The 23,443-nt window shown below is 61.1% G+C and carries 19 protein-coding genes and 1 tRNA gene; 8 read left to right on the top strand and 12 right to left on the bottom strand.

Annotated elements, in window-relative coordinates; genetic code table 11:
- Positions 1 to 7 precede the first annotated feature (7 nt).
- The 3 genes from recA (at position 8) to alaS (ending at position 4,801) form a co-directional block, all read left to right on the top strand.
- Entirely contained in the window at positions 8 to 1,066 is a 1,059-nt protein-coding gene (recA, locus tag AMC99_RS07155) for a recombinase RecA (protein WP_061924721.1), read from the top strand.
- Between the two features lie 190 nt (positions 1,067 to 1,256).
- The gene (locus AMC99_RS07150; RefSeq protein WP_061924720.1) at positions 1,257 to 2,081 is read left to right on the top strand and encodes a class I SAM-dependent methyltransferase; all 825 of its coding nucleotides are present in this window, start codon (positions 1,257 to 1,259) and stop codon (positions 2,079 to 2,081) included.
- 53 nt (positions 2,082 to 2,134) lie between these two features.
- Complete coding sequence (gene alaS, locus AMC99_RS07145; RefSeq protein WP_061924718.1) at positions 2,135 to 4,801, top strand: alanine--tRNA ligase; 2,667 nt, start codon at positions 2,135 to 2,137, stop codon at positions 4,799 to 4,801.
- A 9-nt stretch (positions 4,802 to 4,810) separates the two neighbouring features.
- Here the strand turns inward: alaS and AMC99_RS14120 are convergent, their stop codons facing one another.
- Complete coding sequence (locus tag AMC99_RS14120) at positions 4,811 to 4,987, bottom strand: hypothetical protein (protein WP_198143495.1); 177 nt, start codon at positions 4,985 to 4,987, stop codon at positions 4,811 to 4,813.
- Between the two features lie 55 nt (positions 4,988 to 5,042).
- Positions 5,043 to 6,803 (bottom strand): cation:proton antiporter domain-containing protein, encoded by a 1,761-nt coding sequence (locus AMC99_RS07140; protein ID WP_061924716.1) that lies wholly within the window; start codon positions 6,801 to 6,803, stop codon positions 5,043 to 5,045.
- A gap of 78 nt (positions 6,804 to 6,881) precedes the next feature.
- Here AMC99_RS07140 and putP point away from each other — a divergent pair, with 78 nt between their 5' ends.
- Positions 6,882 to 8,354 carry a sodium/proline symporter PutP gene (gene putP / locus AMC99_RS07135; protein WP_061924714.1) on the top strand — a complete coding sequence of 491 codons (1,473 nt, stop codon included), beginning with the start codon at positions 6,882 to 6,884 and terminating at the stop codon, positions 8,352 to 8,354.
- Here the strand turns inward: putP and AMC99_RS07130 are convergent, their stop codons facing one another.
- The 4 genes from AMC99_RS07130 to cpdR all read right to left on the bottom strand — a co-directional run bounded on the left by AMC99_RS07130 (position 8,355) and on the right by cpdR (position 11,987).
- Entirely contained in the window at positions 8,355 to 9,935 is a 1,581-nt protein-coding gene (locus tag AMC99_RS07130; protein WP_061927807.1) for a bifunctional GNAT family N-acetyltransferase/carbon-nitrogen hydrolase family protein, read from the bottom strand.
- 142 nt (positions 9,936 to 10,077) lie between these two features.
- Complete coding sequence (locus AMC99_RS07125; RefSeq protein WP_061924712.1) at positions 10,078 to 11,301, bottom strand: NADP-dependent isocitrate dehydrogenase; 1,224 nt, start codon at positions 11,299 to 11,301, stop codon at positions 10,078 to 10,080.
- Between the two features lie 141 nt (positions 11,302 to 11,442).
- Positions 11,443 to 11,517 (bottom strand) — tRNA-Val (locus AMC99_RS07120).
- An 80-nt stretch (positions 11,518 to 11,597) separates the two neighbouring features.
- Entirely contained in the window at positions 11,598 to 11,987 is a 390-nt protein-coding gene (gene cpdR, locus AMC99_RS07115) for a cell cycle two-component system response regulator CpdR (RefSeq protein ID WP_061924709.1), read from the bottom strand.
- 95 nt (positions 11,988 to 12,082) lie between these two features.
- On the opposite strand from cpdR, the gene AMC99_RS07110 reads away from it, so the two are divergent.
- Positions 12,083 to 13,030: an N-formylglutamate amidohydrolase gene (locus tag AMC99_RS07110; protein WP_061924706.1), complete on the top strand. Its 948-nt coding sequence runs from the start codon at positions 12,083 to 12,085 to the stop codon at positions 13,028 to 13,030.
- Positions 13,031 to 13,209: 179 nt separating this feature from the next.
- On the opposite strand, the gene AMC99_RS07105 is transcribed toward AMC99_RS07110, so the two are convergent.
- Together AMC99_RS07105 and AMC99_RS07100 are read right to left on the bottom strand one after the other, a co-directional pair.
- Positions 13,210 to 13,995 (bottom strand): SapC family protein, encoded by a 786-nt coding sequence (locus tag AMC99_RS07105; RefSeq protein ID WP_061924703.1) that lies wholly within the window; start codon positions 13,993 to 13,995, stop codon positions 13,210 to 13,212.
- 75 nt (positions 13,996 to 14,070) lie between these two features.
- Positions 14,071 to 15,519, bottom strand: a complete 1,449-nt coding sequence (locus tag AMC99_RS07100; protein ID WP_061924700.1) for an FAD-binding oxidoreductase — start codon at positions 15,517 to 15,519, stop codon at positions 14,071 to 14,073.
- Positions 15,520 to 15,679: 160 nt separating this feature from the next.
- Here AMC99_RS07100 and AMC99_RS07095 point away from each other — a divergent pair, with 160 nt between their 5' ends.
- Positions 15,680 to 16,255: a hypothetical protein gene (locus AMC99_RS07095; RefSeq protein ID WP_061924697.1), complete on the top strand. Its 576-nt coding sequence runs from the start codon at positions 15,680 to 15,682 to the stop codon at positions 16,253 to 16,255.
- Positions 16,256 to 16,381: 126 nt separating this feature from the next.
- Positions 16,382 to 17,782 carry a DEAD/DEAH box helicase gene (locus tag AMC99_RS07090; RefSeq protein WP_061924694.1) on the top strand — a complete coding sequence of 467 codons (1,401 nt, stop codon included), beginning with the start codon at positions 16,382 to 16,384 and terminating at the stop codon, positions 17,780 to 17,782.
- On the opposite strand, the gene AMC99_RS07085 is transcribed toward AMC99_RS07090, so the two are convergent.
- Positions 17,779 to 20,085: an ATP-dependent helicase gene (locus AMC99_RS07085; RefSeq protein ID WP_061927805.1), complete on the bottom strand. Its 2,307-nt coding sequence runs from the start codon at positions 20,083 to 20,085 to the stop codon at positions 17,779 to 17,781. The two genes, AMC99_RS07090 and AMC99_RS07085, sit on opposite strands and share 4 nt — an antisense overlap.
- A gap of 134 nt (positions 20,086 to 20,219) precedes the next feature.
- Between AMC99_RS07085 and AMC99_RS07080 the strand changes: the two genes are divergently transcribed.
- Positions 20,220 to 20,495 (top strand): hypothetical protein, encoded by a 276-nt coding sequence (locus AMC99_RS07080; RefSeq protein WP_061924692.1) that lies wholly within the window; start codon positions 20,220 to 20,222, stop codon positions 20,493 to 20,495.
- 381 nt (positions 20,496 to 20,876) lie between these two features.
- Here AMC99_RS07080 and rsmD read toward each other — a convergent pair whose 3' ends face one another.
- Genes rsmD through AMC99_RS07065 form a run of 3 tightly spaced genes read right to left on the bottom strand, consistent with a single transcriptional unit; the run spans position 20,877 to position 23,396 of the window.
- Positions 20,877 to 21,428, bottom strand: coding sequence for a 16S rRNA (guanine(966)-N(2))-methyltransferase RsmD (gene rsmD / locus AMC99_RS07075; RefSeq protein ID WP_061924689.1), 552 nt, complete (start codon positions 21,426 to 21,428; stop codon positions 20,877 to 20,879).
- A 10-nt stretch (positions 21,429 to 21,438) separates the two neighbouring features.
- The gene (locus AMC99_RS07070; protein WP_061924686.1) at positions 21,439 to 22,218 is read right to left on the bottom strand and encodes a pseudouridine synthase; all 780 of its coding nucleotides are present in this window, start codon (positions 22,216 to 22,218) and stop codon (positions 21,439 to 21,441) included.
- A 17-nt stretch (positions 22,219 to 22,235) separates the two neighbouring features.
- The gene (locus AMC99_RS07065) at positions 22,236 to 23,396 is read right to left on the bottom strand and encodes an aromatic ring-hydroxylating oxygenase subunit alpha (RefSeq protein WP_061924683.1); all 1,161 of its coding nucleotides are present in this window, start codon (positions 23,394 to 23,396) and stop codon (positions 22,236 to 22,238) included.
- Positions 23,397 to 23,443: the final 47 nt, after the last annotated feature.

Below are 23,443 nucleotides of genomic sequence, written 5' to 3'. Positions count from 1 at the left end.
CCATGCGATGTCCGCGAATCTCAAGCTGGTAGAAAAGGAAAATTCCGTGGATCGTCAAAAGGCGCTCGACGCCGCACTGGCACAGATCGACCGTGCTTTCGGCAAGGGTTCGGCCATGAAGCTGGGCTCGAAGGAAGCGATGAACGTCGAATCGATCTCGACCGGTTCGCTTGGTCTCGACATCGCGCTCGGTATTGGCGGCCTGCCCAAGGGCCGTGTTATCGAAGTTTACGGCCCCGAAAGCTCGGGCAAGACCACTCTCGCGCTGCATGTGATTGCAGAAGCGCAGAAGAACGGTGGGACTGCCGCTTTCGTCGACGCCGAACACGCGCTTGACCCCGTCTATGCGAAGAAGCTGGGCGTGGATATCGACGAACTGATCGTCTCTCAGCCCGACACGGGCGAGCAGGCGCTCGAAATCACCGATACACTGGTACGTTCGAACGCGATCGACGTGCTGGTGGTCGACTCGGTAGCTGCGCTGGTCCCCCGCGCCGAAATCGAAGGCGAGATGGGCGATTCCCATGTCGGCCTGCAGGCGCGCCTCATGTCCCAATCCCTGCGCAAGCTCACCGGGTCGATCAACCGTTCCAAGTGCATGGTGATCTTCATCAACCAGCTGCGCATGAAGATCGGCGTGATGTACGGCAATCCGGAAACCACGACTGGCGGTAATGCGCTCAAGTTCTACGCTTCGGTCCGCCTCGACATCCGTCGCACAGGACAGATCAAGGACCGCGACGAGGTTGTCGGCAACGCCACCCGCGTCAAGGTCGTCAAGAACAAGGTGGCACCGCCGTTCAAGCAGGTCGAATTCGACATCATGTATGGCGAGGGCATCTCCAAGATCGGCGAAATTCTCGATCTGGGGGTCAAGGCCGGCGTGGTCGAAAAATCGGGTAGCTGGTTCTCTTACGACAGTATCCGGATTGGCCAAGGCCGCGAAAACGCGAAGACCTACCTCAAGGAAAACCCCGAAATTTGCGACAAGTTGGAAGCTGCCATTCGCGGCCGGACCGACGAAGTCGCCGAGGAGATGATGACAGGCCCGGACGCGGAAGACTGACATCATCGCTCAAGCGGGCACCGAAGGGTTGCTCGGAAACAAGGAAAGCCGGCGGATGCTGCCTCGATCAGCAATTCCCGCCGGCTTTTCGTTTGGGTGACGTGGAAACATCGTTTCCGGACTTCTCCGGCCTTGCCCAAACCTTGCGCTTCATGCCAAGCGCACGGACGAAGGCACGGGGGAGAAAGTGATGACAGGCGCGCAAGACTGGCTGGGCAGGGTCGGACAATCCTGGGCTGCCGAATGGCAGCGGACCGATCTGAGCTTCAGTGAACTGACACCGCACCTGCGCCGCCGCCTTTCGGACATTGCTGGGGCCAATGTCCTCGATGTCGGTTGCGGAGCGGGCGAACTGTCGTTGCTGGTGGCGCGTGACAGGCCCGATGCCTTCGTTCAAGGAATTGACCTCTCACCAGCCCTCATCGAGACTGCGAAATCGCGCGTTACCGCGGATGACAACGTCGCATTCGATCTTGCCAATGCTGCGGAATGGACCTGTGAACCCGGTGCGAGACCGGACGTGTTGATGTCCCGGCACGGTGTTATGTTTTTCGATGATCCCGTGGCTGCTTTCTCACACTTGCGGGGGCAGGCTGTGCGCGGTGCAGGTCTCGTATTTTCCTGCTTCCGGACGGTTGCCGACAACCCGTTCTTCGGTGAGTTCGGCAAGATCCTGCCGCCTGCGGATGGACCACCGCCCGACCCTCATGCGCCGGGACCATTCGCCTTTTCTGATAAAGACCGGGTGGCAGGGATCCTGGCAGATGCCGGATGGCGCGACATAGCCTTCGATCGGCTCGACTTTTCGATGATTGCTGGAGCAGGCGAGGATCCTGTCGAAGAGGCGATGGCCTATTTTGCCCGCATCGGTCCCGCTGCTCGTGCCATAGCCGAACTTCCTGCAGAGGAGCGACCGGCGATGCGCGAGAAGGTGCGGTCCTTGGCACAGCAGAATTGCGCCGACGGACGCGTCGCCATGGATGCGTCGGTATGGATTGTCTCTGCAACCGCTTGAAGACTGCACTTCGCGGCTTGTCGCCTCGCGCGTGAACGCCTAACTGCGCTGGCATGACTTCGACCAACGACATACGCCGGTCCTTCCTCGACTATTTCGCCGGTGCAGATCATGCCGAGGTGCCTAGCGCACCTCTCGTGCCGTACAACGATCCTACGTTGATGTTCGTCAACGCGGGCATGGTTCCGTTCAAGAACGCCTTTACCGGCCTCGAAACGCCTCCGGCGCCGCGTGCGACGACCGCTCAAAAGTGCGTTCGTGCCGGCGGCAAGCACAACGATCTCGACAATGTCGGTTACACCGCTCGGCATCACACCTTCTTCGAGATGCTCGGCAATTTTTCGTTCGGCGATTATTTCAAGGAACAGGCGATCGTTCACGCCTGGACCCTGCTGACGAAGGAATGGGGCATTGCACCCGACCGGCTGACCGCCACCGTCTATCACACCGATGACGAGGCATTCGACCTCTGGCGCAAGATTTCCGGCCTTCCGGAAGAGCGCATCATCCGCATCCCGACCAAGGACAATTTCTGGGCAATGGGTTCGGACGGGCCGTGCGGTCCCTGCTCCGAAGTTTTCTACGACCATGGCGATCACATCTGGGGCGGCCCTCCGGGATCGCCGGAAGAGGATGGCGATCGTTTCGTAGAGATCTGGAACCTCGTGTTCATGCAGTTCACGCAGGAAAACGACGAAATCGTTGGTGACCTTCCCAAGCCGAGCATCGATACCGGCATGGGCATCGAACGCGTCGCTGCCGTGATGCAGGGCGTCCACGATAATTACGATACCGATACGTTCAAGGCGCTGATCGGCGCGAGCGAAGCGCTGACCGGCGTAAAGGCTGAAGGGGACAAGACCGCCAGCCACCGCGTCATTGCCGATCACCTGCGCTCCACCAGTTTCCTGATGGCCGATGGTGTTCTGCCCTCGAACGAGGGGCGCGGCTATGTCCTGCGTCGCATCATGCGCCGCGCGATGCGCCATGCGCACCTTCTGGGTGCTTCAGAGCCTCTCATGCACCGCTTGGTACCTGCTCTGGTCACTGAAATGGGGCAGGCATATCCCGAACTTCAGCGCGGCCAGGCACTGATCCAGGAAGTGCTCGAACGCGAAGAAACGCAATTCCGGCGCACCCTCGACAAGGGCCTCAAGCTTCTCGACGAAGCAACCGGCGACATGGGCGAAGGCGGCGAACTGGACGGCGAAACCGCGTTCAAGCTCTACGATACCTACGGCTTCCCTTATGACCTGACCGAAGATGCCCTGCGTTCGCGCGGCATCGGCGTCGACCGGGGCGGTTTCGACGCCGCGATGGACCGCCAGAAGGCGGCTGCTCGTGCAGCCTGGAAGGGTTCCGGCCAGGCAGCTGACAGCGAGGTCTGGTTCGACATTGCCGAGCGTGAAGGCGCGACCGAATTCACCGGCTATTCCTCGACCAGCGGCGAAGGTAACGTCGTGGCCATCGTGAAGGATGGCGCCGAGGTCCAAAGCGCCGCTGCGGGCGACAACGTGATCATCCTGACCAACCAGACGCCGTTCTATGGCGAAAGCGGCGGTCAGTCGGGCGATGCTGGCACGATCACGTCGACCAGCAGGCTCTCGGCAAAGGTAGAAGATACCTCCAAGCCGCTTGGCAGGCTCCATGCCCATCAGGCCAGGATCGAATCCGGTTCGATCAAGGTCGGCGATACGGTGCACCTTTCAGTCGATGTCGAGCGGCGGGATCGCATTCGCGCCAATCATTCGGCCACGCACCTCGTCCATGCTGCCTTGCGCAACAAGCTCGGCGAGCATGTGACGCAGAAGGGATCACTGGTCGCAGCCGATCGGTTCCGGTTCGACTTCTCGCATCCCAAGCCGCTCGAAGCAGATGAAATCGCTGCGATCGAAGCAGAGGTGAATGCAGAGATCCGCGCAAATGAGCCCGTCGGTACGACGCTGATGAGCCCGGAAGATGCCATCGAAGCTGGCGCAATGGCGCTGTTCGGCGAGAAGTACGGCGACGAGGTTCGGGTCCTGTCCATGGGGCGCAAGGGAGGCGAGGGCCGAAATTACTCCGTTGAACTTTGCGGGGGTACCCATGTGAAGGCCACCGGTGACATCGGCGTGTTCCGGATCGTGTCGGAAGGCGCAGTGAGTTCGGGCGTTCGCCGTATCGAGGCTCTGACCGGGGAATCTGCAAGGCGCTGGCTCGTCGACCGTGAAGAGGCATTGAAGGCTGCAGCAGGGGCCATCCGTGCTACACCTGAAGAGGTCCCGGGCAGGATTGCGGCGCTGCTGGAAGAGCGCAAGAAGCTGGAAAAGGAGCTGGCAGAAGCGCGCAAGGCGCTGGCCTTGGGCGGTGGCGGCGCAGGTGGAGCGAATGCGTCTGCCGAGGAAGAAATCGTCGGTGTGAAATTCAGTGGGCAAGTTCTTGAGGGGCTCAATCCCAAGGAGCTTCGGCCCTTGCTCGACGAAGCGAAGGGACGCCTTGGATCCGGAATTGCGGCAATTTGCGCGGTCAATGACGGCAAGGCAGCTTTCGCGGCGGCAGTCACGGACGATCTCACGGACCACTTCAGCGCAGTCGATCTCGTACGCGTCGGTGTCGAAGCGTTGGGCGGCAAGGGCGGCGGTGGCCGGCCTGACATGGCTCAAGGCGGCGGACCCGACGGAAGCAAGGCTGAGGAAGCTCTTGCTGCCGTCAGGGACGCAATCGCGAAGGCTAACGCCTAAGCTGTCGGATCAGGCGCCCGGCGTGCTTTTTGTCACGCCGCTGCTGCCACTTTCGATGTCATAACCCTGGGTGTCGCCGGGCTGACCGCGCAGCTGGTTGCGGGGATTGGTATCCTTGAGCGGATCCTGGACGTTCTGCGGCTTGAACTTTTCGCTATTGGGCGTCGGTTTCGTCGGGTCTGACATAATTTTCTCCTTTCCTTTCCAACGCATGAGCATGGAAATGGGTTCGAGAAACTTGTCAGGCCTCGGCGTTGCTGGTCCTTAGCTTGGGGCGGTAATCGAGGTTTCCGTCACGCTCCAGCTTGACGCGGAATTCGTCGCGCTTCTCGTGGATAGAGGCGATCACCGGTCCCATCGCGACCCCGATATCGACCAGCACGGCTTCTGAAAGTTGTAGCGAACTCTCCAGAGTTTCCGGGACCGCATGGCTCGCACCTGCGCGGTAAAGTTCGGCGGCGTGTTCCGGGTCGCGGGCACGAGCCACGATCAGCAGGTCAGGATATGATTTGCGGAGTTTCGCCACGAGCCGCTGCGCCAGGACCGGCTCGTCCATCGTCAGCACGACGGCAGGGGCAGTCTCGATACCCAACCTGCTCAGCGCGTCGCCGCGCCCGGCATCCCCGAAGGTCGCGCGGTAGCCATCTCTCTTGGCGGATTCGATCAGGTCGGCATCGGAATCGAGCGCAACGTAAGGTTTGTCGTGGGCATCGAGCATGTCCGCGATAAGCAGGCCGACACGCCCGGCACCGACGATGATCGTCCGCGGTTCTCCGGCGTCTTCCTCGGGCAATTCGGGAGCGGCCTCGACCCGACGCGCGAGCACGCGCCCGAGCCTTGCAAGCAGCGGCGTCACCGTCAGGCCAATGGCCGTCACGATCTGCCAGAACTGCGCCGTGCCGGGCTGGATCAGCATGGCCGAGCTTGCTGCGGCAAGGACGATCAGGGTCGTCTCGCTGGGGCTGGCCATGAGCACGCCAGTCTCAGCGGCTGTGGATCGGCGCGCGCCCATCAGTCGCAGCAGAAGCCCTGTTACCGCGGCCTTGAACACGAGCACGAGAACGACCGCCAGCGAGATCATGCCGAGATTGTCCCACACGGTGGTGAGGTCGATGCTCATGCCCACAGTGATCAGGAAGACGCCGAGAGCCAATCCCTTGAAAGGCTCCATAATGGCTTCGACTTCACCGTGATATTCGGTTTCCGCGATCAGCAGGCCTGCGATCAGCGCTCCGACGATGGGCGACAGGCCCGTCACAGCTGTTGCAAGGCTTGCGCCGATAACCACCAGCATCGAGGCAGCGAGGAAGAGCTCGGGGCTCTTGGTGCGTGCAGCCTGCGCAAACAGGCGGGGGAGGGCAATGCGCCCGAGAACCAGCAGGGCGACCACGACGAGCCCGCCCTGCCACAGCGTATCGACCAATCCTTCTACGCCGTCTGACTGGGCGTAGGGGGCCATTGCGCCGAGGATGAAAACGATCGGGACGATCATGATATCCTCGAACAGGAGCATGGAAAGTGCCGCTCTTCCGACGGGCGAAGTCGTGCCCGAAATCGGCAACACGATAGCGGTGGAGGAGAAGGCGAGGGCGAAGCCCAGTGCCAGGGCGCCGGTCCAGTATTGTCCCATCATCGACAACGCGACAGCAAGCGCAGTCCCGATCAGCATCAATTCGAGCGCGCCCAAGCCGAAGACGAGCCGCCGCATCTGCCAAAGACGCTTGAAGCTGAGTTCGAGGCCGATCGTGAAGAGCAGCAGGATGATCCCGAACTCGGCAAAGGGTTCCAGCCCGTCGGGATCGGATATCGTCACATGGGCTAGCCAAGGGTATTCGAACACCAGCTTGCCCAGCCCGAATGGACCCACCAGTATCCCGATCAGGATGAAGCCAATGACCGGCGTGATGCGGAAACGCGTGAACACCGGAATGACGATCCCGGCAGAGCCAAGGATCACCAAAGCATCGGACAACATCGGAGAGGGGGAGAGTTCGCCAGCCATTCCCGGCGTCTATCCCGCAAGGGCGTGCTTGTCACGGCTACGGGTGACATCTGACCTCAAGTCACTATGTGGGGGGCCATGGAAACAGGAATTATCGTATCGCTTGCCCTTTATTTCATACTCATGATCGCCATCGGGCTCTATGCCCAGCGGCAGTCGACCTCCGATAGCGAAGGCTATCTCCTTGCAGGTCGAAACCTGCCTCCATCGGTCGCCGCACTCTCTGCAGGCGCGTCTGACATGTCCGGTTGGCTGCTGCTCGGGCTTCCCGGCGCCCTCTATGCAACTGGCCTGGTCGAAGCCTGGATCGGCATCGGGCTTTTCGTCGGGGCGTTGTTCAACTGGCTGATCGTCGCCCCTCGATTGAGGGCGCAGACGGAGAAGCTCGGAAACGCACTGACGATCCCGGAATTTCTGGCGAACCGTTTCCCTGACAAGGCACTGGCGCTTCGCGTTACCAGCGCCGTCGTGATTGTCGCATTCTTCACCGTCTATACGGCAGCGGGCCTCGTCGGCGGTGGCAAGCTGTTTGCCACCAGTTTCGCGCCCATCGTCGGCGACTGGGGCCTGTCGCCCTACATGGCTGGCATCCTGCTGACCGCGGGCGTCGTAGTCGCCTACACGATGATCGGGGGCTTTCTCGCCGTCAGTCTGACGGACTTCGTCCAAGGCATAATTATGCTCCTCGCGCTTATTATCATGCCGCTCGTCGTCATGTTCGGGGCCGGGGGTGAAGCCGGTGCATCGCTGACCGAAGTGCAGCCCGGCTTTCTCAGCCTGACCGAAGGGTTGACCTTCATCGGCTTCCTTTCCGCGATCGCCTGGGGCCTCGGCTATTTCGGGCAACCGCACATCATCGTCCGCTTCATGGCAATCAGATCGGTACCGGAAGTGAAGAACGCGCGCTGGATCGGCATGGGATGGATGGCGCTTTGCCTTGCTGGCGCACTTGGCGTCGGCCTTGCTGGACGCGCCTATGTCGAACGCAACGGCATGACGCTGGAGGATCCGGAAACGATCTTCATGCTGCTTGCAGAAACGCTGTTCCATCCGCTGGTCACAGGCTTCCTGCTCGCTGCGTTGCTTGCCGCGATCATGAGCACGATCAGCTCGCAGCTGCTGGTGTCGTCGAGTTCGCTGACCGAAGATTTCTATCGCCTGTTCCTGCGCAAGGATGCGAGCGAGCGTGAAAGCGTGAATGTCAGTCGCCTATTCGTACTGATCGTCGCAATCGCTGCGATCGTAATCGCCTCCGACCCTGAAAGCGAAGTCCTGGGACTCGTTTCGAACGCTTGGGCCGGTTTCGGCGCTGCCTTCGGACCGATGATCCTCCTTTCGCTGACCTGGGACCGGATGACGGGCGCGGGCGCTGTCGCCGGCCTGATTACCGGTGCAGTCGTCGTATTCGGCTGGATCGCAGCCGGTTGGAGCGCGAGCTTCCTCGGCGGTCCAGGAGTTTACGAGATCATTCCGGGGTTCATCGCCGCACTCGTCGCCATTATTGCGGTAAGCAAGGCGACGCAGGGTAGTGTCGCCGCAAACCCGGCCTGATCAGCCCCCGCCGGGTCCGCCCGTACCAAGAGGCTCGGCCCGCGGCTTGGTCTTGCCGGGATGGTCGCCGCTTTCGTCCCATTCGATCCGGTAAAGATCGAACCGGCGGTCGGCGAGGTTGCGCACCGTGCCTTCTGCGCGAGCCCAGCTGAGGTCGGCGAGATTGATATCGCTGATCGTCAGGGTTTCGACGTTTTCGCTGGCCTCGGCTGCAATGCCGTCGCGGGCAAATGGGAAATCGCACGGCGTGAGGATGCAGCTTTGCGCGTACTGGATGTCCATGTTTCCGACGTTGGGCAAATTGCCGACATTGCCCGACAGGACGACGAAACACTGGTTTTCAATTGCACGAGCCTGTCCGCAATATCGAACCCGCAAATAGCCCTGCCGGCTGTCGGTGCAGAACGGTACGAAGATGATCCGCGCACCCTCGTCGGCGAGCTTGCGGCTGAGCTCCGGAAACTCGCTGTCGTAACAGATCTGGACGCCGATCGGGCCGCAGTCGGTCTGGATGACGTCGATCTTGTCACCGCCCTTGATGTTCCACCAGTACCGCTCGTTGGGGGTAGGGTGGATCTTCTCCTGTTCGTGGACCGAACCATCGCGCAGGCAGACATAGGCGACATTGTGGATGTCGCCGTCCTCCATGCGGGTGGGATGCGATCCGGCGATGATGTTGATGTTGTACCGCAGCGCGAATTCGGAGATGTCGGTTTTGAGGCGCGGGGTGTATTCCGAAAGTCGCTCGATCGCCTCGAGAGGCGAGAGTTCCTTCGCCTCGTAGCTCAACAGCATCAGCGTGAACAATTCGGGAAAGACGATGAAGTCGCTTTCGTAATCGGACGCGACGTCGACAAAATATTCGATCGCGCCAAGGAATTCGTCGTAATCCTTCACCGCACGTGCCTGCAGCTGGCAGGTCGCGACACGGACGGATTCCACGCCGCGAGGCAGGCGCTTCTTTACCGGCTGGTCGCGATCCACATAGGGATTGCGCCACACCATCTTGATGGCATGGCCATGGGATTTCTTGTCTTCGGGCAGGTAGTTTTCGAGGATGCCGTCGGGTTCGAACCCGTTGGCCAACTGGAAGCGCAGGACCTGGTCGTGCAGTTTTCCGGACAGCACCTGCTCGAGGTAGTCCTGCGGGCTTTCGACCCTGTTGTTCTTGCGCCGGCGGGCACGGTCATACCCAGGCATGCGGCCGCCAAATACGATGCCGGTGAGGTCGCGTTCCTCGGCCAGCGCGCGGCGTTCCTCGTACAAGCGACGACCGATGCGCACGCCCCTGACCTTTGGGTCGACGCACATTTCATAGCCGTAGAGCCAATCGCCGGTCGGATCGTGGCGGCTGCCATAGCCGTTGCCCGATATCTCGTCCCAATCATGGGGAGCGAAGACCACCGGTTCCGGTAGCTGCATCGAAGCGCAGTAACCCACGATCTCATCATCGAGCAGGGCGACGAAACAACCTTCGGGGAAGTTGTTGATCTGTCCGCGAATCTCGCTCTGCTTGTAGGCAGGCAGGTCGTCGTAGGCGCGCCGGACAAGCGCGGAAATTCCGCGAATGTCCTTGATCATCGCCTGGCGGACGAGGAGCCGTGCCTGCCCCAGCTTTTCCCCTTCAGCCTTTGCCGAAGGGCGTTTCTTGCGAACCTGCTTTGCCAAAATTCAACCCCGTTCCGTCACTCTAGTGAACCAATGCCGGAACGGGTTATTGGTTTCAGGACCAGCTGGCCATTTCCTTCTCGAGGTTCTGCACGATCGCTTCGAAGAACTGCTCGGTGGTCATCCAGCTCTGCTGCGGACCGATCAGGAGCGCGAGGTCCTTGGTCATCGAGCCGTTCTCGACGGTCTGGATGCAGACCTTCTCGAGCGTTTCGGCGAAACGCACCACATCGGGGGTGTCGTCGAACTTGCCGCGATACATGAGGCCGCGAGTCCAGGCGAAGATCGAGGCGATCGGGTTGGTCGACGTCGCCTTGCCCTGCTGGTGCTGGCGATAGTGGCGGGTAACCGTGCCGTGAGCCGCCTCTGCTTCGACCGTCTTGCCATCCGGGGTCATTAGGACCGAGGTCATGAGGCCGAGCGAACCGAAGCCCTGTGCCACGGTGTCCGACTGGACGTCACCGTCGTAGTTCTTGCAGGCCCAGACGAACTTGCCGTTCCACTTGAGTGCCGATGCGACCATGTCGTCGATCAGGCGGTGCTCGTAAACGATGCCCGCAGCCTTGAATTTCTCGGCGAAGCCTTCGTTGTCGAACACTTCCTGGAAAAGGTCCTTGAAGCGGCCGTCATAGGCTTTCATGATCGTGTTCTTGGTCGACAGGTAAACCGGCCAGCCAAGGTTGAGACCGTAGTTGAAGCTCGCGCGAGCGAAGTCGCGGATCGAATCGTCGAGGTTGTACATCGCCATGGCGACGCCGGCGCTCGGGAAATCGAAGACCTTGAGGTCGATTTCCTGGCCGTCCTCGCCCTTGAAGACGAGACGCAGCTCGCCGGGGCCCGGAATCAACGTGTCGGTTGCGCGATACTGGTCGCCGAAAGCGTGACGGCCGACAACGATCGGGTCGGTCCAGCCCGGGACGAGACGCGGGACGTTGTCGATGACGATCGGTTCACGGAACACCACGCCGCCGAGGATGTTGCGGATCGTGCCGTTCGGCGACTTCCACATCTTCTTCAGGTTGAACTCTTCGACGCGAGCCTCGTCAGGGGTGATCGTGGCGCATTTCACGCCGACGCCGTACTGCTTGATCGCGTTGGCGGCATCGACGGTGATCTGGTCGTCGGTTTCGTCGCGCTTTTCGACGGAGAGATCGTAATACTTCAGGTCGACATCGAGGTAGGGCAGGATCAGCCGTTCGCGAATCCACTGCCAGATGATCCTCGTCATTTCGTCGCCGTCGAGTTCGACGACCGGGTTCTTGACCTGAATTTTCTGCATGTTTGACCTGTCTGTCTTCTTGAATGTCTTGGGTGTTGCGCGGGCTTTAGCAGAGGCTTGGCGCTGCGCAAGGTAGCCTAAGGTCTTCGTGCCTGGTGCCGGACACGAAAAAGCCCGCCGGAAGGGCGGGCTTTGGCTAGATGGTGGGCGTAGGAAGGATTGAACTTCCGACCCCTACGATGTCAACATAGTGCTCTACCACTGAGCTATACGCCCGATCCATCAAGCAGCCGCTCGTCGCGGCGGAGGCGCCCAATAACCAAGCCTGCGCCAAGGCGCAAGCGATTCGCGAAATATTATAAGCTCGCCTCGGCCCGGTCTTCGAAAACCCGTTCCACTTCGAGCACGAGATCGCGCAGGTGGAAGGGCTTGGACAGCACTTTCGCCTGCGGCTGTTCACGGCTGGCACGCAGGGTGACGGCAGCAAAGCCGGTAATGAACATGACCTTCGTCTTCGGGCTGATCTCGCCGCAACGCTGTGCGAGTTCGATCCCGTCCATTTCCGGCATCACGATGTCGGACAGCAAGAGGTCGAAATGCTCCGATTCGAGCAGGGGAACGGCTTCGGTGCCCATGGCAACGCTTTTTACGTCGTATCCTGCATTGTCGAGCGCACGCGTAAGATAGGTTCGCATGGCCTCATCATCCTCGGCCAGGAGGATCTTGATGGAATCGGTAGCTGTCATGGACCTGCCAATACGCCGATTGTTTTAAGAAAGCATTTTGAGTTAGCCCATGGCCAGCTTTGACACACAACCGTCTTACAGGCAGCAATGACGTCATGACAGATGCCGAGGGTGACCGCCGCGATTCGCGGATCGAGCAGGGCGGGGCAATCCCCGGCTGCGAAGCTCAGGCATATACCCTCGAAATGCCGGTACATCTGCCATTGCCCGTCCTCATCGCAGTCCCGCATGCAGGGCGGGAGTATCCGGCCAACCTCCTATCGAACATGCGCCAGCCCGAGCTTGCGGCATCGCGTCTCGAAGATCGCAAGGTCGATATACTCGCAAGGGAAGTCGCCAGGCTGACAGGTGCAGCCCTGCTGGTCGCGAATGCACCGCGCGCGATGATCGATCTCAACCGGGCGAAGGACGATGTGGATTGGGAGATGGTCGCAGGTGCCAGGCCGCCCGTATCGCGGCATTCGCACGCCAATCGCAGGGCGCGCAGCGGCCTCGGCCTGGTACCCCGTCGATTGCCCCAATCGGGGGAGATCTGGCGGGGGCCGGTCGACAATTCCGACCTCCAGGCGCGTATCTCGAGTGTGCACCGTCCATATCATTCCGCACTGGCGCGACACCTGGAGAAGATCCGCGACGATTGGGGCGCAGCCCTCCTCATCGACATGCATTCGATGCCGCCCCTGAAGCCGCGCTTCGGCGCGGAACGGCCGGCACATATCGTAATGGGTGACCGCTTCGGAGCATCATGCGACAACGGCATCGTCGAGCGTGCATTGTCCTATATCGAAGCCGGCAACCGGCCAGTCGCACACAACCGACCCTATTCGGGTGGTTATGTGCTCGATCGGCACGCGGCACCCCAGCGTGGGCTCCATGCCATCCAGCTGGAGATTTGCCGGTCGATATATCTCGATGCGCAAATGTTGGAGCCGGGTCCGGGGCTAGAACCCCTGGCGCGATTCCTTGCGGGTCTGGTGCGTGAACTTGGCGCTGCGACCGCGAACCTCTCGCTCAAGGGGCCTTTTGCGCAGGCAGCCGAGTAGCCTGACCCCAAATATGAAAAAACCACCTCGTGCAACTGCACGAGGTGGCCAAGGTTCAGGGAGGATTGCACCTTTCGGTGCAGTCGGGCCACGCCATGAGGGGCGCGTGACCTGACCTCTTCAAAATAGGATCGGGAGGAGGGGCGTTCAAGCCCCTCTCATCCGATCAACGCGTCGGATCAGCCTGCCGGCTGTGCTGCGTTGGGCTGCGGAATCTTGCCCTGTGCCGATTGGCGGGCAAAGATCACGCGCATCAGGTTGAGCGAGAAAAGATGGGCGTGGATCATCATCAACGCGCCGCTCTTGTTCAGCTCTTCGAGAACTTCGGTCGGAAGTTCACGCAGCTTGTTTTCGTCGACCATGCGGAAGCCGCGGTAAACGAAGGGGCGCTCGGGATCGTCATTGCGCGTGATCGCGATTTCGCCGTCCATCAGGAGATCGTGCTTGGCGAGATCTGCCATGAAGTTCTGGGTGCGGACGCCGGCTTCTTCGAAGTTGCGGCAGAATTCCATCACGCCATTCGTGAATTCGGTCGGCTTGCCTTCGGCGTCGAAAAGCTCGTTGCCTTCATCGAATTCACCGACAACGCCGGCGCTCGGGTCGAAGCAAAGCGAAAGATCGTCGCTGTCGGGACGCAGGCGTGCCAGCATGTAGGGATAGCGACGGACGTATGCCGGGACGTACACATCTTCGGTCAGCTTGCCGTCTTCGCCGACGAAAGTGTTCACGCCTTCGTTCAGGCCCATCAGAGCGATGGGCAGGGCGCCTTCGCCGCTGGTGAAAACGATCGGGAACGAACGCTGCGCATCGACGAATTCTTCGACGGTGATCGGAACAGCATGGCTTGTGCCAAAGAATGTGGCGTCGTTTAACTGCGTGCTCTTCCAGCCTTTGTGATCGCGGCTGTTGAGGGGCATGAGGTCGTTGTAGAAAACAGGCAGTTGGGGCTGCGGCGCGCTCGCCATGAAAACTCTCCGAAAAGTCTAAAGGAATGTGATTTAAGGCCAGCCTATCCAGACGGGCGGCCAAGCGCGGGTGCTTTAGGGCTTTGCGTCCCCCGGCGCAAGCGGCACCAGCTTGCCCGGATTGAGCAGGCCCTTGGGGTCCAGCGCACCCTTGATACTCCGCATCAGTGACAGTGAAACCGGATCGCCCAGACGGCCCAATTCGTCACGCTTGAGTTGCCCGATCCCGTGTTCGGCGCTGATCGAACCTTCATATTCGGTGACAAGATCGTGAACGAAGCGACTGATTTCCTTGCCCGTACCATTCTCCCACTCGCGGCGCGTGGCACCGGGTTCTGCGAGCACGTGGAAATGGACGTTTCCATCGCCAAGGTGACCAAAGGCGACCCCGCTCGTTCCCGGAAAGGCCTCTTCCACAGCCGGTATCGCCGCCTCGACGAATTGCGGCATCTTCTCCACCGGTACGGAAATATCGTGCTGGACTGCGGGCCCCAGCGCCCGTTCTGCAGGGGCGATGGAATCGCGCAGGGTCCAGAAATCTTCGGCTTGGCGTTCGTTCGCAGCGAAAACGGCGTCATTGACGAGGCCGTCTTCCATGGCGCTGGCCAATTGTTCTTCAAGCCTTTCGCGAACGGAATCGATCTCCGCCGACGTTCCAGTGCATTCCACCAGCGCGTTCCATGCGTGCTCACGCTCCAGCGGGGCTTTCGCGGCGGGGAGGTGATCGAGGACAGCTGACAGGCAGTGCGCAGGAACGACCTCGAACCCTTCGAGATGATCGGGCAAGCGTGCCTGCAGTTTCCGTAACAGGCGGCGTGCATCGCCAATCGATTTCAGGCCAATCCAGGCCACCACCCGTTCTTCCGTTGCGGGTAATAGCCGAAGGTTCGCGGCGGTCACGATACCGAGAGTACCTTCGGAACCGATCAGCAACTGCTTGAGATCGAAGCCGCGGTTATCCTTTTTAAGCGCCGTGAGGCCGTTGAATATCTCGCCATTCGCGAGGACCGCTTCGATGCCCAGGACCTGAGCGCGCATCGTGCCATGTCGCAGCACCTGCGTACCCCCTGCGTTCGTGGAGATTAGGCCACCGACGGTCGCAGACCCTTTCCCGCCCAGGGTCAATGGAAAGCGAAGTCCTTCCTTTTCAGCTACTTCGTGCAGGTTCTGAAGAATAACTCCTGCTTCGCAGACGATCTGTCCCGCGTCACTGTCGAACGCGCGGATGGCGTCCATCCGGCGGAGCGATAGCAGCACGCTGTGGCCTGCAGTGTCCGGTGTCGCGCCACCCGACATTCCGCTGTTTCCGCCCTGGGGTACGATCGGAACATCATGCCTGTCGCACAGGGCGACAAAGGCCGAAACTTCCTGCGTGTTCGCGGGCGAGGCGATACCGATGGCAGCGCCAGCAAAACGACCTCGCCAATCGGTCAGCCACGGAGACATAAGCTCGGGATCGGAGGTGAAACCGCGCTCGCCCAGAAGGGCGCGTACATCGCTTACAAAGCTGCCCGGATCGCTCATGCACGCGCCTATGACATAGCTATCGCCTCGCGACTAGGACTTGCAGGCGGGGCAATTCGGATTAAGCCAGTATTCAAGACTGCCTGATAGAAAGCCATACCGGTTGATCGAGAATCAGCCGCAACGAAGCACACGGGGACGAATTTCTTCGCGCAATTGAATGGCTAACCCACTCGCCTTCCTAGCACCGCTGGTGCTCTTGCTGCCGGTCTTCGGTGGCGAGCAGGAGGTACCGCCTGTTCCGAACGGAGATGTGGAAGCGCGGCTCGAGCCGAACAGTGCACCCATGTCCTCCATGGTGGCGGACGAACCGGTCATTCCAATGGTGGCGCCATATGCAGTGCCGATCCAGCGCCAGGTCAGGATCGAACAACGGGTGATCGTCCGTATTTCCCCGCGTCAGCCGAGCGCGCGGCAGAGCATGTTCGCCGAACTGCCAACGCGCGCACCGACTTCGCGGTTTGAAGAGCGCAAGATGGAAAAATGTGTGCCGGTGGCCAATGTCGTCGGTGTGCAAACGGGCAGCGGCAATCGCCTGCTGCTGTTCCTGAACGATCGCAGGACCGTTACCGCCAGCCTCGAAAAATCATGCCGTGCGCGCGATTTCTACTCCGGTTTTTATATCGAGCGGAGCGACGATGGCATGCTTTGCGTCGATCGGGACAAGCTGCAATCGCGTTCGGGTGCGAATTGCGAGGTCGAACGCATGCGCCAGCTGGTCGCTGTCGAGGAATAGCGAAACCTCCGAAATCTTGACTTTGCGAGGGTTTTGCGCGAAGGGCGCCGCGATTGGTTGTGGTCTCTCCACGCCTGCTTGAAGTCGGGCCCGCAAGGGCCCCGCCATCCGGACATTTTGATACGTATGAGTTTTGCCGATCTCGGCCTCTCCGATGAATTGCTGAAAGCGGTCGAGGCCGCCGGCTATACCGAACCCACCGCAATCCAGGCGGAGGCGATCCCGCCTGTCCTGATGATGAAGGACCTGATCGGTATCGCCCAGACGGGAACGGGCAAGACTGCCAGCTTCGTGCTGCCCATGATCGACATCCTGGCGAACGGCCGCCGCCGTGCCCTTATGCCGCGTTCGCTGATCCTGGAGCCGACCCGCGAACTCGCGGCACAGGTGGCAGAAAACTTCGAAAAATACGGGGTCAACCACGACCTGAAGATGGCCCTGTTGATCGGGGGCGTACAGATGGGCGACCAGGTGAAGGCGCTGAACGAGGGCGTCGATGTCCTGATCGCGACCCCGGGCCGCCTTATGGACCTGTTCGAGCGCGGCAAGATCCTGCTCAACGGCTGCGAGCTCCTCGTCGTCGACGAAGCCGATCGCATGCTCGACATGGGCTTCATCCCCGACATCGAGTTCATCTGCTCCAAGCTTCCCGAAAACCGGCAGACGATGCTGTTCAGTGCGACCATGCCGCCGCCGATCGAGAAGCTGGCGAATACATTTCTGACCAATCCCAAGCGGATCGAGGTCAGCCGCGCTGCGTCCACGAACAAGGACATCACGGCGTTCAAGATCAACGTCAACAACCGTGCAAAGCGCGAGACATTACGGTGGCTGCTACGCCATGACCAGGTCGACACGGCGATTATCTTTGCCAATCGCAAGACCACCGTGCGCGAACTCAACAAGAGCCTGCAGCGCCATGGTTTTTCCAGCGGCGAGATCCATGGCGACATGGACCAGACGAGCCGCCTGCGCGAACTTGAAAGGTTCAAGGCCGGGGACATCAATATCCTTGTTGCGTCCGACGTCGCCGCGCGCGGCCTCGACGTGAAGGGCGTCAGCCACGTCTTCAATTTCGACACCCCGTGGCATCCCGACGATTACGTCCACCGCATCGGTCGTACCGGCCGAGCCGGGGCCAAGGGTCGTGCGTTCACCTTCGTCAGCGAAGAAGACGCGGAAGCAATCGCCAACGTCGAGAAGCTGACCAAGTCGAAGATCGCCGTATTCGGCAAGAATGACGTTCGCGTCGAGCTGAAGGAGCCGAGCGAGGACGAACAGGAAAAACCGCGCCGCGAGGAGAAGCGGAGCCGTTCGCGCGATGATGGTGACCGCGAGGAGAAGCGGAGCCGTTCACGCGATGACGGTGACCGCGACGAGAAGCCGAAAAAGCCGCGGCGCGAGAAGCAGGCGAGGGAAGATCGGAAGCCCGAGCGCCGGCCGCGACGGGATCATGACGATGAACCGGTGCCTGCGGGCGAATGGAACGGCCCGCGTCCCGGCTTCCTGGATGTGAGCGCGACCTAGTCGGCCAGCTTGACGAAGCTGTCGATGACACGCTTCGTGCCGGAATGCTCGAAGTCGATTTCGAGCTTGTTGCCTTCCTGGTCGGTTACGGTGCCATAGCCGAACTTTTCATGGAAAACGCGCGCGCCGATGGCGACGTCGGTGCGCGGCTTGGCTGCAAAGCTGGCTGCTGATCGGCGATTTTCCTGCACGCGCACAGGTTTAGTTTCGTATCCCGTTGCAAGCGCCCGTTGCCAGCCCGGACCGCGCGCGCCGCTGCGGTCGGGACGCGATTGCGAAACATGCGCGAAGGGGTCTTCCTGTTCGGTCCAGTTCGCTCGCCACAGCGATGCGCCGCCGGTCATCGTCGTTTCCTGATCGATGTGTTCGGGCGGCAATTCCTCGATGAAACGGCTCGGGATGCTACTCGTCCACTGCCCATAAATGCGGCGGTTCGCAGCATGGAAAATCGTGCATCGACGCCGCGCACGGGTGATCCCGACATAGGCGAGGCGGCGTTCCTCTTCGAGGCTGGCGAGGCCGCCTTCGTCGATCGCGCGCTGGCTGGGGAAGACGCCTTCTTCCCAGCCGGGCAGGAAAACGTGATCGAATTCGAGCCCCTTTGCAGCGTGCATCGTCATGATGGTGACGGTTTCCTCGTCATCGGCCGCGTCGTTATCCATCACCAGCGAAACATGTTCGAGGAAATCGCCGAGCGTCTCGTATTCTTCCATGGCGCGGGCAAGTTCGGACAGGTTTTCCAGGCGGCCGGCAGATTCGGCGGTCCGCTCTTTCTGGAGCATCTCGTCATAGCCCGATTCCGTCATCACCATGCGCAACAGATCGGCGGGGGTGACCTGCTCGGACTGCTCGCGCCAGTGGAGAAACTGCCGCATCAACCCGCCGATGGTGTTGGCGGCACGCGCTGGCAACTCGTCGCTGTCGGCAATCTGCAATGATGCGGCGGCGAGCGGCAGGCCCGTGCGGCGCGCATGCTGGTGCATCTTCTCCAGCGTCTTCGCGCCAAGCCCACGCTTGGGCTGGTTGTAGATGCGCTCGAAAGCGAGATCGTCCTGCGGCTGGGCGATGACGCGCAGATAGGCGAGGGCGTCGCGGATTTCGGCACGCTCGTAAAAGCGGAAACCGCCGATGATGCGATAATTGATCCCGATCTGGATGAAGCGGTCTTCGAACTCGCGGGTCTGGTACTGGGCGCGAACGAGGATGGCGACTTCGTCCAGGCTCGCTCCCTCGCGTTCCAGCCGCTCGATTTCCTCGCCCACACGCCGGGCCTCTTCCGGGGCATCCCAGACGCCGATGACGCGCACCTTGTCGCCGTGGTCATGCTCGGTCCACAGCGTCTTTTCGTGGCGTTCACTGTTGGCGCGGATCAAGCCCGATGCAGCACCCAGGATGTGAGGAGTGGAGCGATAATTCTGCTCCAGCTTCACTACCTTTGCGCCGGGAAAATCCTTCTCGAAGCGCAGGATGTTGGCGACTTCGGCGCCGCGCCAGGAATAGATCGACTGGTCGTCGTCACCCACGACGCAGATATTCTTGCTCGCCTGCGCCAGCAATCGCAGCCACAGATACTGGACCGCATTGGTATCCTGGTATTCGTCGACGAGGATGTAGCGGAATTGCCGCTGATATCGCTCGAGCACGTCATGCTCGCGGCGGAAGATGTTGAGCATGTGCAGCAGAAGGTCGCCGAAATCGCAGGCGTTCAGCGCCTTCAACCGGTCTTGGTACAGCTTGTAGAACTGCTGTCCCCGGCCATTGGCATAGGCTTCATTGTCGACTGCATCGAGATCTTCGGGGTTCAGGCCGCGGTTCTTCCAGCCGTCGATCAGGCCGGCCAGTTGCCGCGCCGGCCAGCGCTTTTCGTCAAGATCGTTGTCGTTGATCAGCTGTTTCAGCAGGCGGATCTGATCGTCGGTGTCGATGATCGTGTAATTCGATTCGAGCCCTACAAGCTCTGCATGACGGCGCAGCATCTTTGCACAGATCGAGTGGAAGGTGCCGAGCCACGGCATCCCTTCGACAGCTTCGCCCAGGTGCCCGGCAACACGGTGTCGCATTTCGCGCGCAGCCTTGTTGGTGAAGGTCACGCACAGGATCTGGCTGGGATAAGCCCTGCCGGTGGCAACCAGGTGGGCGAGGCGAGCGGTTAGCGCCGCAGTCTTGCCGGTTCCGGCACCTGCCAGCATCAGGACCGGACCTTCCGTCGTCAGCACGGCCTCGCGCTGGGGAGGGTTCAGCCGCGCTGCATAGGCGGGCACTTGCGCGTTTTGGCGCTGCTGGGGGGGATTGTCGCTGCTCATCGGAAACCTTGTGAACAGGTAGGGAACGCAAGGCTGCGCCGCAAGCGCAGAATGGGCGCGTTTGCCCATTTTGGAACCGTCGTGCCGGGTCGCCCGTTGTTCACGCAATCGGACGGGGCAGAGGAGATTTTGATATGAAACGGATACTTACCGCTGCCGCTGCAACGACGCTCGCACTCGGCCTGACCGCACCGGCCATGGCCGACCATCACGAATACAAGGCGCCGACGCCGGAAGTTGTCGAAACCAATGCGAAGGGTCAGGCAACCAAGGTGAAAATCGGCGACAACACCTACGACGTTTGCATGACCGAAGGTCAGGACAGCTGCATCAACCCGCGCGCTGCCGGCCTCAAGTGGGGCAATCGCCCGCTGAGCTACTGGCCGGGCAAGCCCGCCAGCGAGATGTAATCACTGCGAATTCGTCGCGCCTGCCCGTTATCGGGCAATGGCGACGGGGGTAGCTGCACTCAGGTGCGGCTGCCCCTTTTCATGTCGCGCTTTGGTAGTTTTGCGCGCCTTCCGGTCGCCGCATTTTACGAACGCTTCGCGCTGAACGGGGCCTGCCAAGCGTTTGAGCCCCGCCGCTACTCTTCTCAAGACCGCAGTTCGGGCGCAGCTTGGCCATTGTCGCTTGGGGGAGTGGTCAGCGTTCGTCGCGCTTGGAACAGCTCGGGAGAGGAGGTCGCAATGCGCAGAATATCTTACGCCGTCCTGCTGGGAGTGCTGATGGTCGTCGTCACGCCCAATTTCGTTTGATTGGGGTGCTGCGAACGGCCGATCTAACAGTCCCTAGACGGCCGATTCCATTCGCAGCAAAGTAAGCTTGGCCTTGCCGACTTGGCGCTCTGCCTCGACGGCAAGGCCTCGCACTCTGACCTCTTCCTTGGCCGAGGTTTCGACCGCCATCCAGCTTGCAGGGCCGACCCACCCGAGCCGTAGCAGGCGGTCGAGCGCAACCGAGCCCGCGCCTGTTTCATAGGGCGGGTCGAGCAGGATCAGGTCGTGCGGTTGCTTGGCCGGACCCAATGACATCACCGAGCCTGCGCTTACGCTGCTCCGGCTGCGGCAGCCGAGAGTTTCGATATTCGACTTGATGGTCGCGAGCGCCGCCTGGTCCTGCTCGACGAACAGGCAGAAACCGGCACCACGCGACAGCGCTTCGAGGCCGAGCGCGCCCGAGCCGGCGAACAGGTCGACAACGCTCAGATCTTCATAGGTGCCAAGCCGGCTGGTCAGCATCGAGAAAAGCGTTTCACGCGTCCGATCGGCTGTTGGGCGCGTCGCTTCTCCCTTTGGTGCGGCCAGTTTCCTGCCGCGCCATTCTCCGGCAATGATCCTCATGAAGCTATGCTCACTCGTGGACCCACTTGCGCAGGTCGCCGCGCAGGCGGCCGAGCTCGTGCTTGCGAACTTCGCGTGCCCCGCCACGCGGCAGGTCCTCGAGTTCGAAGGGGCCATAGGACGTGCGGATCAGGCGGCTGACCTGCAGGCCGAGATGCTCGAGCACGCGGCGAACCTCGCGGTTCTTGCCCTCAGTGATGGTCATCTCGATCCACTGGTTGCGTCCCGTCCGCCGTTCGAGATTGGCGTCGATGCTGCCGTAGGTCATGCCATCGATGGTGATGCCATCGATCAGTTCCTCGAGCTGTTCCTGCGTTATGTCGCCGAAAGTGCGCGCACGATAGGTCCGCGGAATGCCGGAAGATGGCAGTTCCATCTGCCGCTTCAGCTCGCCGTCATTGGTGAGCAGCAACAGGCCTTCGGTGTTGAGATCGAGCCTGCCGATCGGCATTACTCGCGGCGTGTTCTTGGGCAGTGCATTGCGCAGCGCGTCATAGATCGTCGGCCGCCCCTGGGGATCGTTCTCCGCCGTCAGCAGTCCGGTCGGCTTGTGAAAGGCGAAGAGACGCGTCGGTTCGGGCTTTGCGACAGGTTTGCCGTCGACTGTCACACCCTTGAGATCCTGCAGGATCGTTGCTGGCGTATCGAGAACCTTGCCATCGATGGACACGCGCCCGTCGGCAATCATGCGCTCCACTTCGCGGCGGCTCGCGACGCCTGCGCGGGCAAGGAGTTTCGCGATGCGATCACCCTCGGGACGGTCCGGGGCGCGAGGAGGAGCTTTAGGCATTTCCTGCGGTTAGGTGATCAATTCACCCCGCGCAACGCCTCTTGAACGATTTGGTCGAAACGGGAGATGCCGCCTTCCAGCGTGCCAAGCGTCAATTGCTCGATCGCGCCGCTGGCCAAACCCTGCTGTCCAAGCTCTGCCGCGCGGAAGTCCTCGCTTGCGAAAACGCCGCCATCGAGCAGTTTCCAGCTGCGTTCCCAGTGGTCGCGCGCCTTGTCGGTCGCTGGCGCTTCCGGGATCAGCATGAAATCCTCGACTAGTGTGTGGTCGTGCGCCTGAGGCATCAGGACCATGACGTTCACATAATCAGGGCTGGGTATGATGATTGTCGCCGGCAGCAACTGGTAGGCGAAGGTCACCACGCGGCGCAATTGGCCCATGTCTTCGAGGTCAACGCCTTCCATTTCCTCGAGGCGCCCGACAGCCGAACGCTGGTGCGGGCCGATCTGGTCGCCGCTGGTAACACCGTCCTTGAAGAAGGGGCCGATGGTCTTCGCGTGCAGGCGGGTGACATGATAGCTTTCTAGGAAAGCATCCATGATCAGCTTCCAGTTCCCCTTCACCGAATGGAGTTTCCGCCGGAAGAGGTAGCTGTCCGCCATGGCAAAGGCGTCGAAGTCTTCACCCAGCGTTCTTGCGTCGCTGAAGTCGGCACCTTCGACAGGCGAATACCAGATCAGGCCGCCAGCCTCGCAGCTGGGCAGTTCGGCGAGCCCGAAATCTCCCTTGTCCATGCCGGGAAAGGTTTCCGGCCGGGGCAGGGCGAGCAGCTTGCCGTCAAGCTTGTAGGTCCAGGCGTGATAGGGGCAGACGAGCCGCTTGGCACATTGCACTTCCTGCCCTTCGACAAGCCGCGTCCCGCGATGCCTGCAGACATTGAGGAAGACGTGCGCCTTCCCGTCCGCATCGCGTGTGATGAGCAGGGGACGGCCGGTTGCGTCGTGAGGAACCGCCATGCCGGGATCGGGGATCAATGCCGAGGGGCACAGAACCTGCGGCAGCCGGTCGAACAGCCCGGCTTTTTCCCGTTCGAAATGCGCCGGGTCGGTATAGGCGCTCGCCGGGATATGCGTGATCGCATCGCTTTCTCGCATCTCGCCCGCAGCGACATTCCTGGCCAGCGTCAATTGCCCCTCGGTCGGGCGCAAAGGTGGTGATTTCGTATCGACACCGTTCATTGCGGCGTTCCTATCCTCTCATCTCGCGGCTAGTGTCGCAGAAATTG

The organism is Altererythrobacter epoxidivorans, from assembly GCF_001281485.1.
Lineage (GTDB): Bacteria > Pseudomonadota > Alphaproteobacteria > Sphingomonadales > Sphingomonadaceae > Erythrobacter > Erythrobacter epoxidivorans.
The sequence above is the reverse complement of the archived record's forward strand: the minus strand, read 5'-3'. Positions and strand labels throughout refer to the sequence as shown.

Excerpts from the sequence above, each read along its gene's own strand:
- AMC99_RS07130 (WP_061927807.1), bottom strand. The coding sequence starts at position 9,935 with ATGATCAAGGACATTCGCGGAATTTCCGCGCTTGTCCGGCGCGCCTAC.
- AMC99_RS07080 (WP_061924692.1), top strand. The coding sequence starts at position 20,220 with ATGAAACGGATACTTACCGCTGCCGCTGCAACGACGCTCGCACTCGGC.
- AMC99_RS07085 (WP_061927805.1), bottom strand. The coding sequence starts at position 20,085 with ATGAGCAGCGACAATCCCCCCCAGCAGCGCCAAAACGCGCAAGTGCCC.
- recA (WP_061924721.1), top strand. The coding sequence starts at position 8 with ATGTCCGCGAATCTCAAGCTGGTAGAAAAGGAAAATTCCGTGGATCGT.
- AMC99_RS07100 (WP_061924700.1), bottom strand. The coding sequence starts at position 15,519 with ATGAGCGATCCGGGCAGCTTTGTAAGCGATGTACGCGCCCTTCTGGGC.
- cpdR (WP_061924709.1), bottom strand. The coding sequence starts at position 11,987 with ATGACAGCTACCGATTCCATCAAGATCCTCCTGGCCGAGGATGATGAG.
- AMC99_RS14120 (WP_198143495.1), bottom strand. The coding sequence starts at position 4,987 with ATGTCAGACCCGACGAAACCGACGCCCAATAGCGAAAAGTTCAAGCCG.
- AMC99_RS07140 (WP_061924716.1), bottom strand. The coding sequence starts at position 6,803 with ATGGCTGGCGAACTCTCCCCCTCTCCGATGTTGTCCGATGCTTTGGTG.
- putP (WP_061924714.1), top strand. The coding sequence starts at position 6,882 with ATGGAAACAGGAATTATCGTATCGCTTGCCCTTTATTTCATACTCATG.
- AMC99_RS07125 (WP_061924712.1), bottom strand. The coding sequence starts at position 11,301 with ATGCAGAAAATTCAGGTCAAGAACCCGGTCGTCGAACTCGACGGCGAC.
- alaS (WP_061924718.1), top strand. The coding sequence starts at position 2,135 with ATGACTTCGACCAACGACATACGCCGGTCCTTCCTCGACTATTTCGCC.
- AMC99_RS07065 (WP_061924683.1), bottom strand. The coding sequence starts at position 23,396 with ATGAACGGTGTCGATACGAAATCACCACCTTTGCGCCCGACCGAGGGG.
- AMC99_RS07095 (WP_061924697.1), top strand. The coding sequence starts at position 15,680 with ATGGCTAACCCACTCGCCTTCCTAGCACCGCTGGTGCTCTTGCTGCCG.
- rsmD (WP_061924689.1), bottom strand. The coding sequence starts at position 21,428 with ATGAGGATCATTGCCGGAGAATGGCGCGGCAGGAAACTGGCCGCACCA.
- AMC99_RS07150 (WP_061924720.1), top strand. The coding sequence starts at position 1,257 with ATGACAGGCGCGCAAGACTGGCTGGGCAGGGTCGGACAATCCTGGGCT.
- AMC99_RS07105 (WP_061924703.1), bottom strand. The coding sequence starts at position 13,995 with ATGGCGAGCGCGCCGCAGCCCCAACTGCCTGTTTTCTACAACGACCTC.
- AMC99_RS07090 (WP_061924694.1), top strand. The coding sequence starts at position 16,382 with ATGAGTTTTGCCGATCTCGGCCTCTCCGATGAATTGCTGAAAGCGGTC.
- AMC99_RS07070 (WP_061924686.1), bottom strand. The coding sequence starts at position 22,218 with ATGCCTAAAGCTCCTCCTCGCGCCCCGGACCGTCCCGAGGGTGATCGC.
- AMC99_RS07110 (WP_061924706.1), top strand. The coding sequence starts at position 12,083 with ATGACAGATGCCGAGGGTGACCGCCGCGATTCGCGGATCGAGCAGGGC.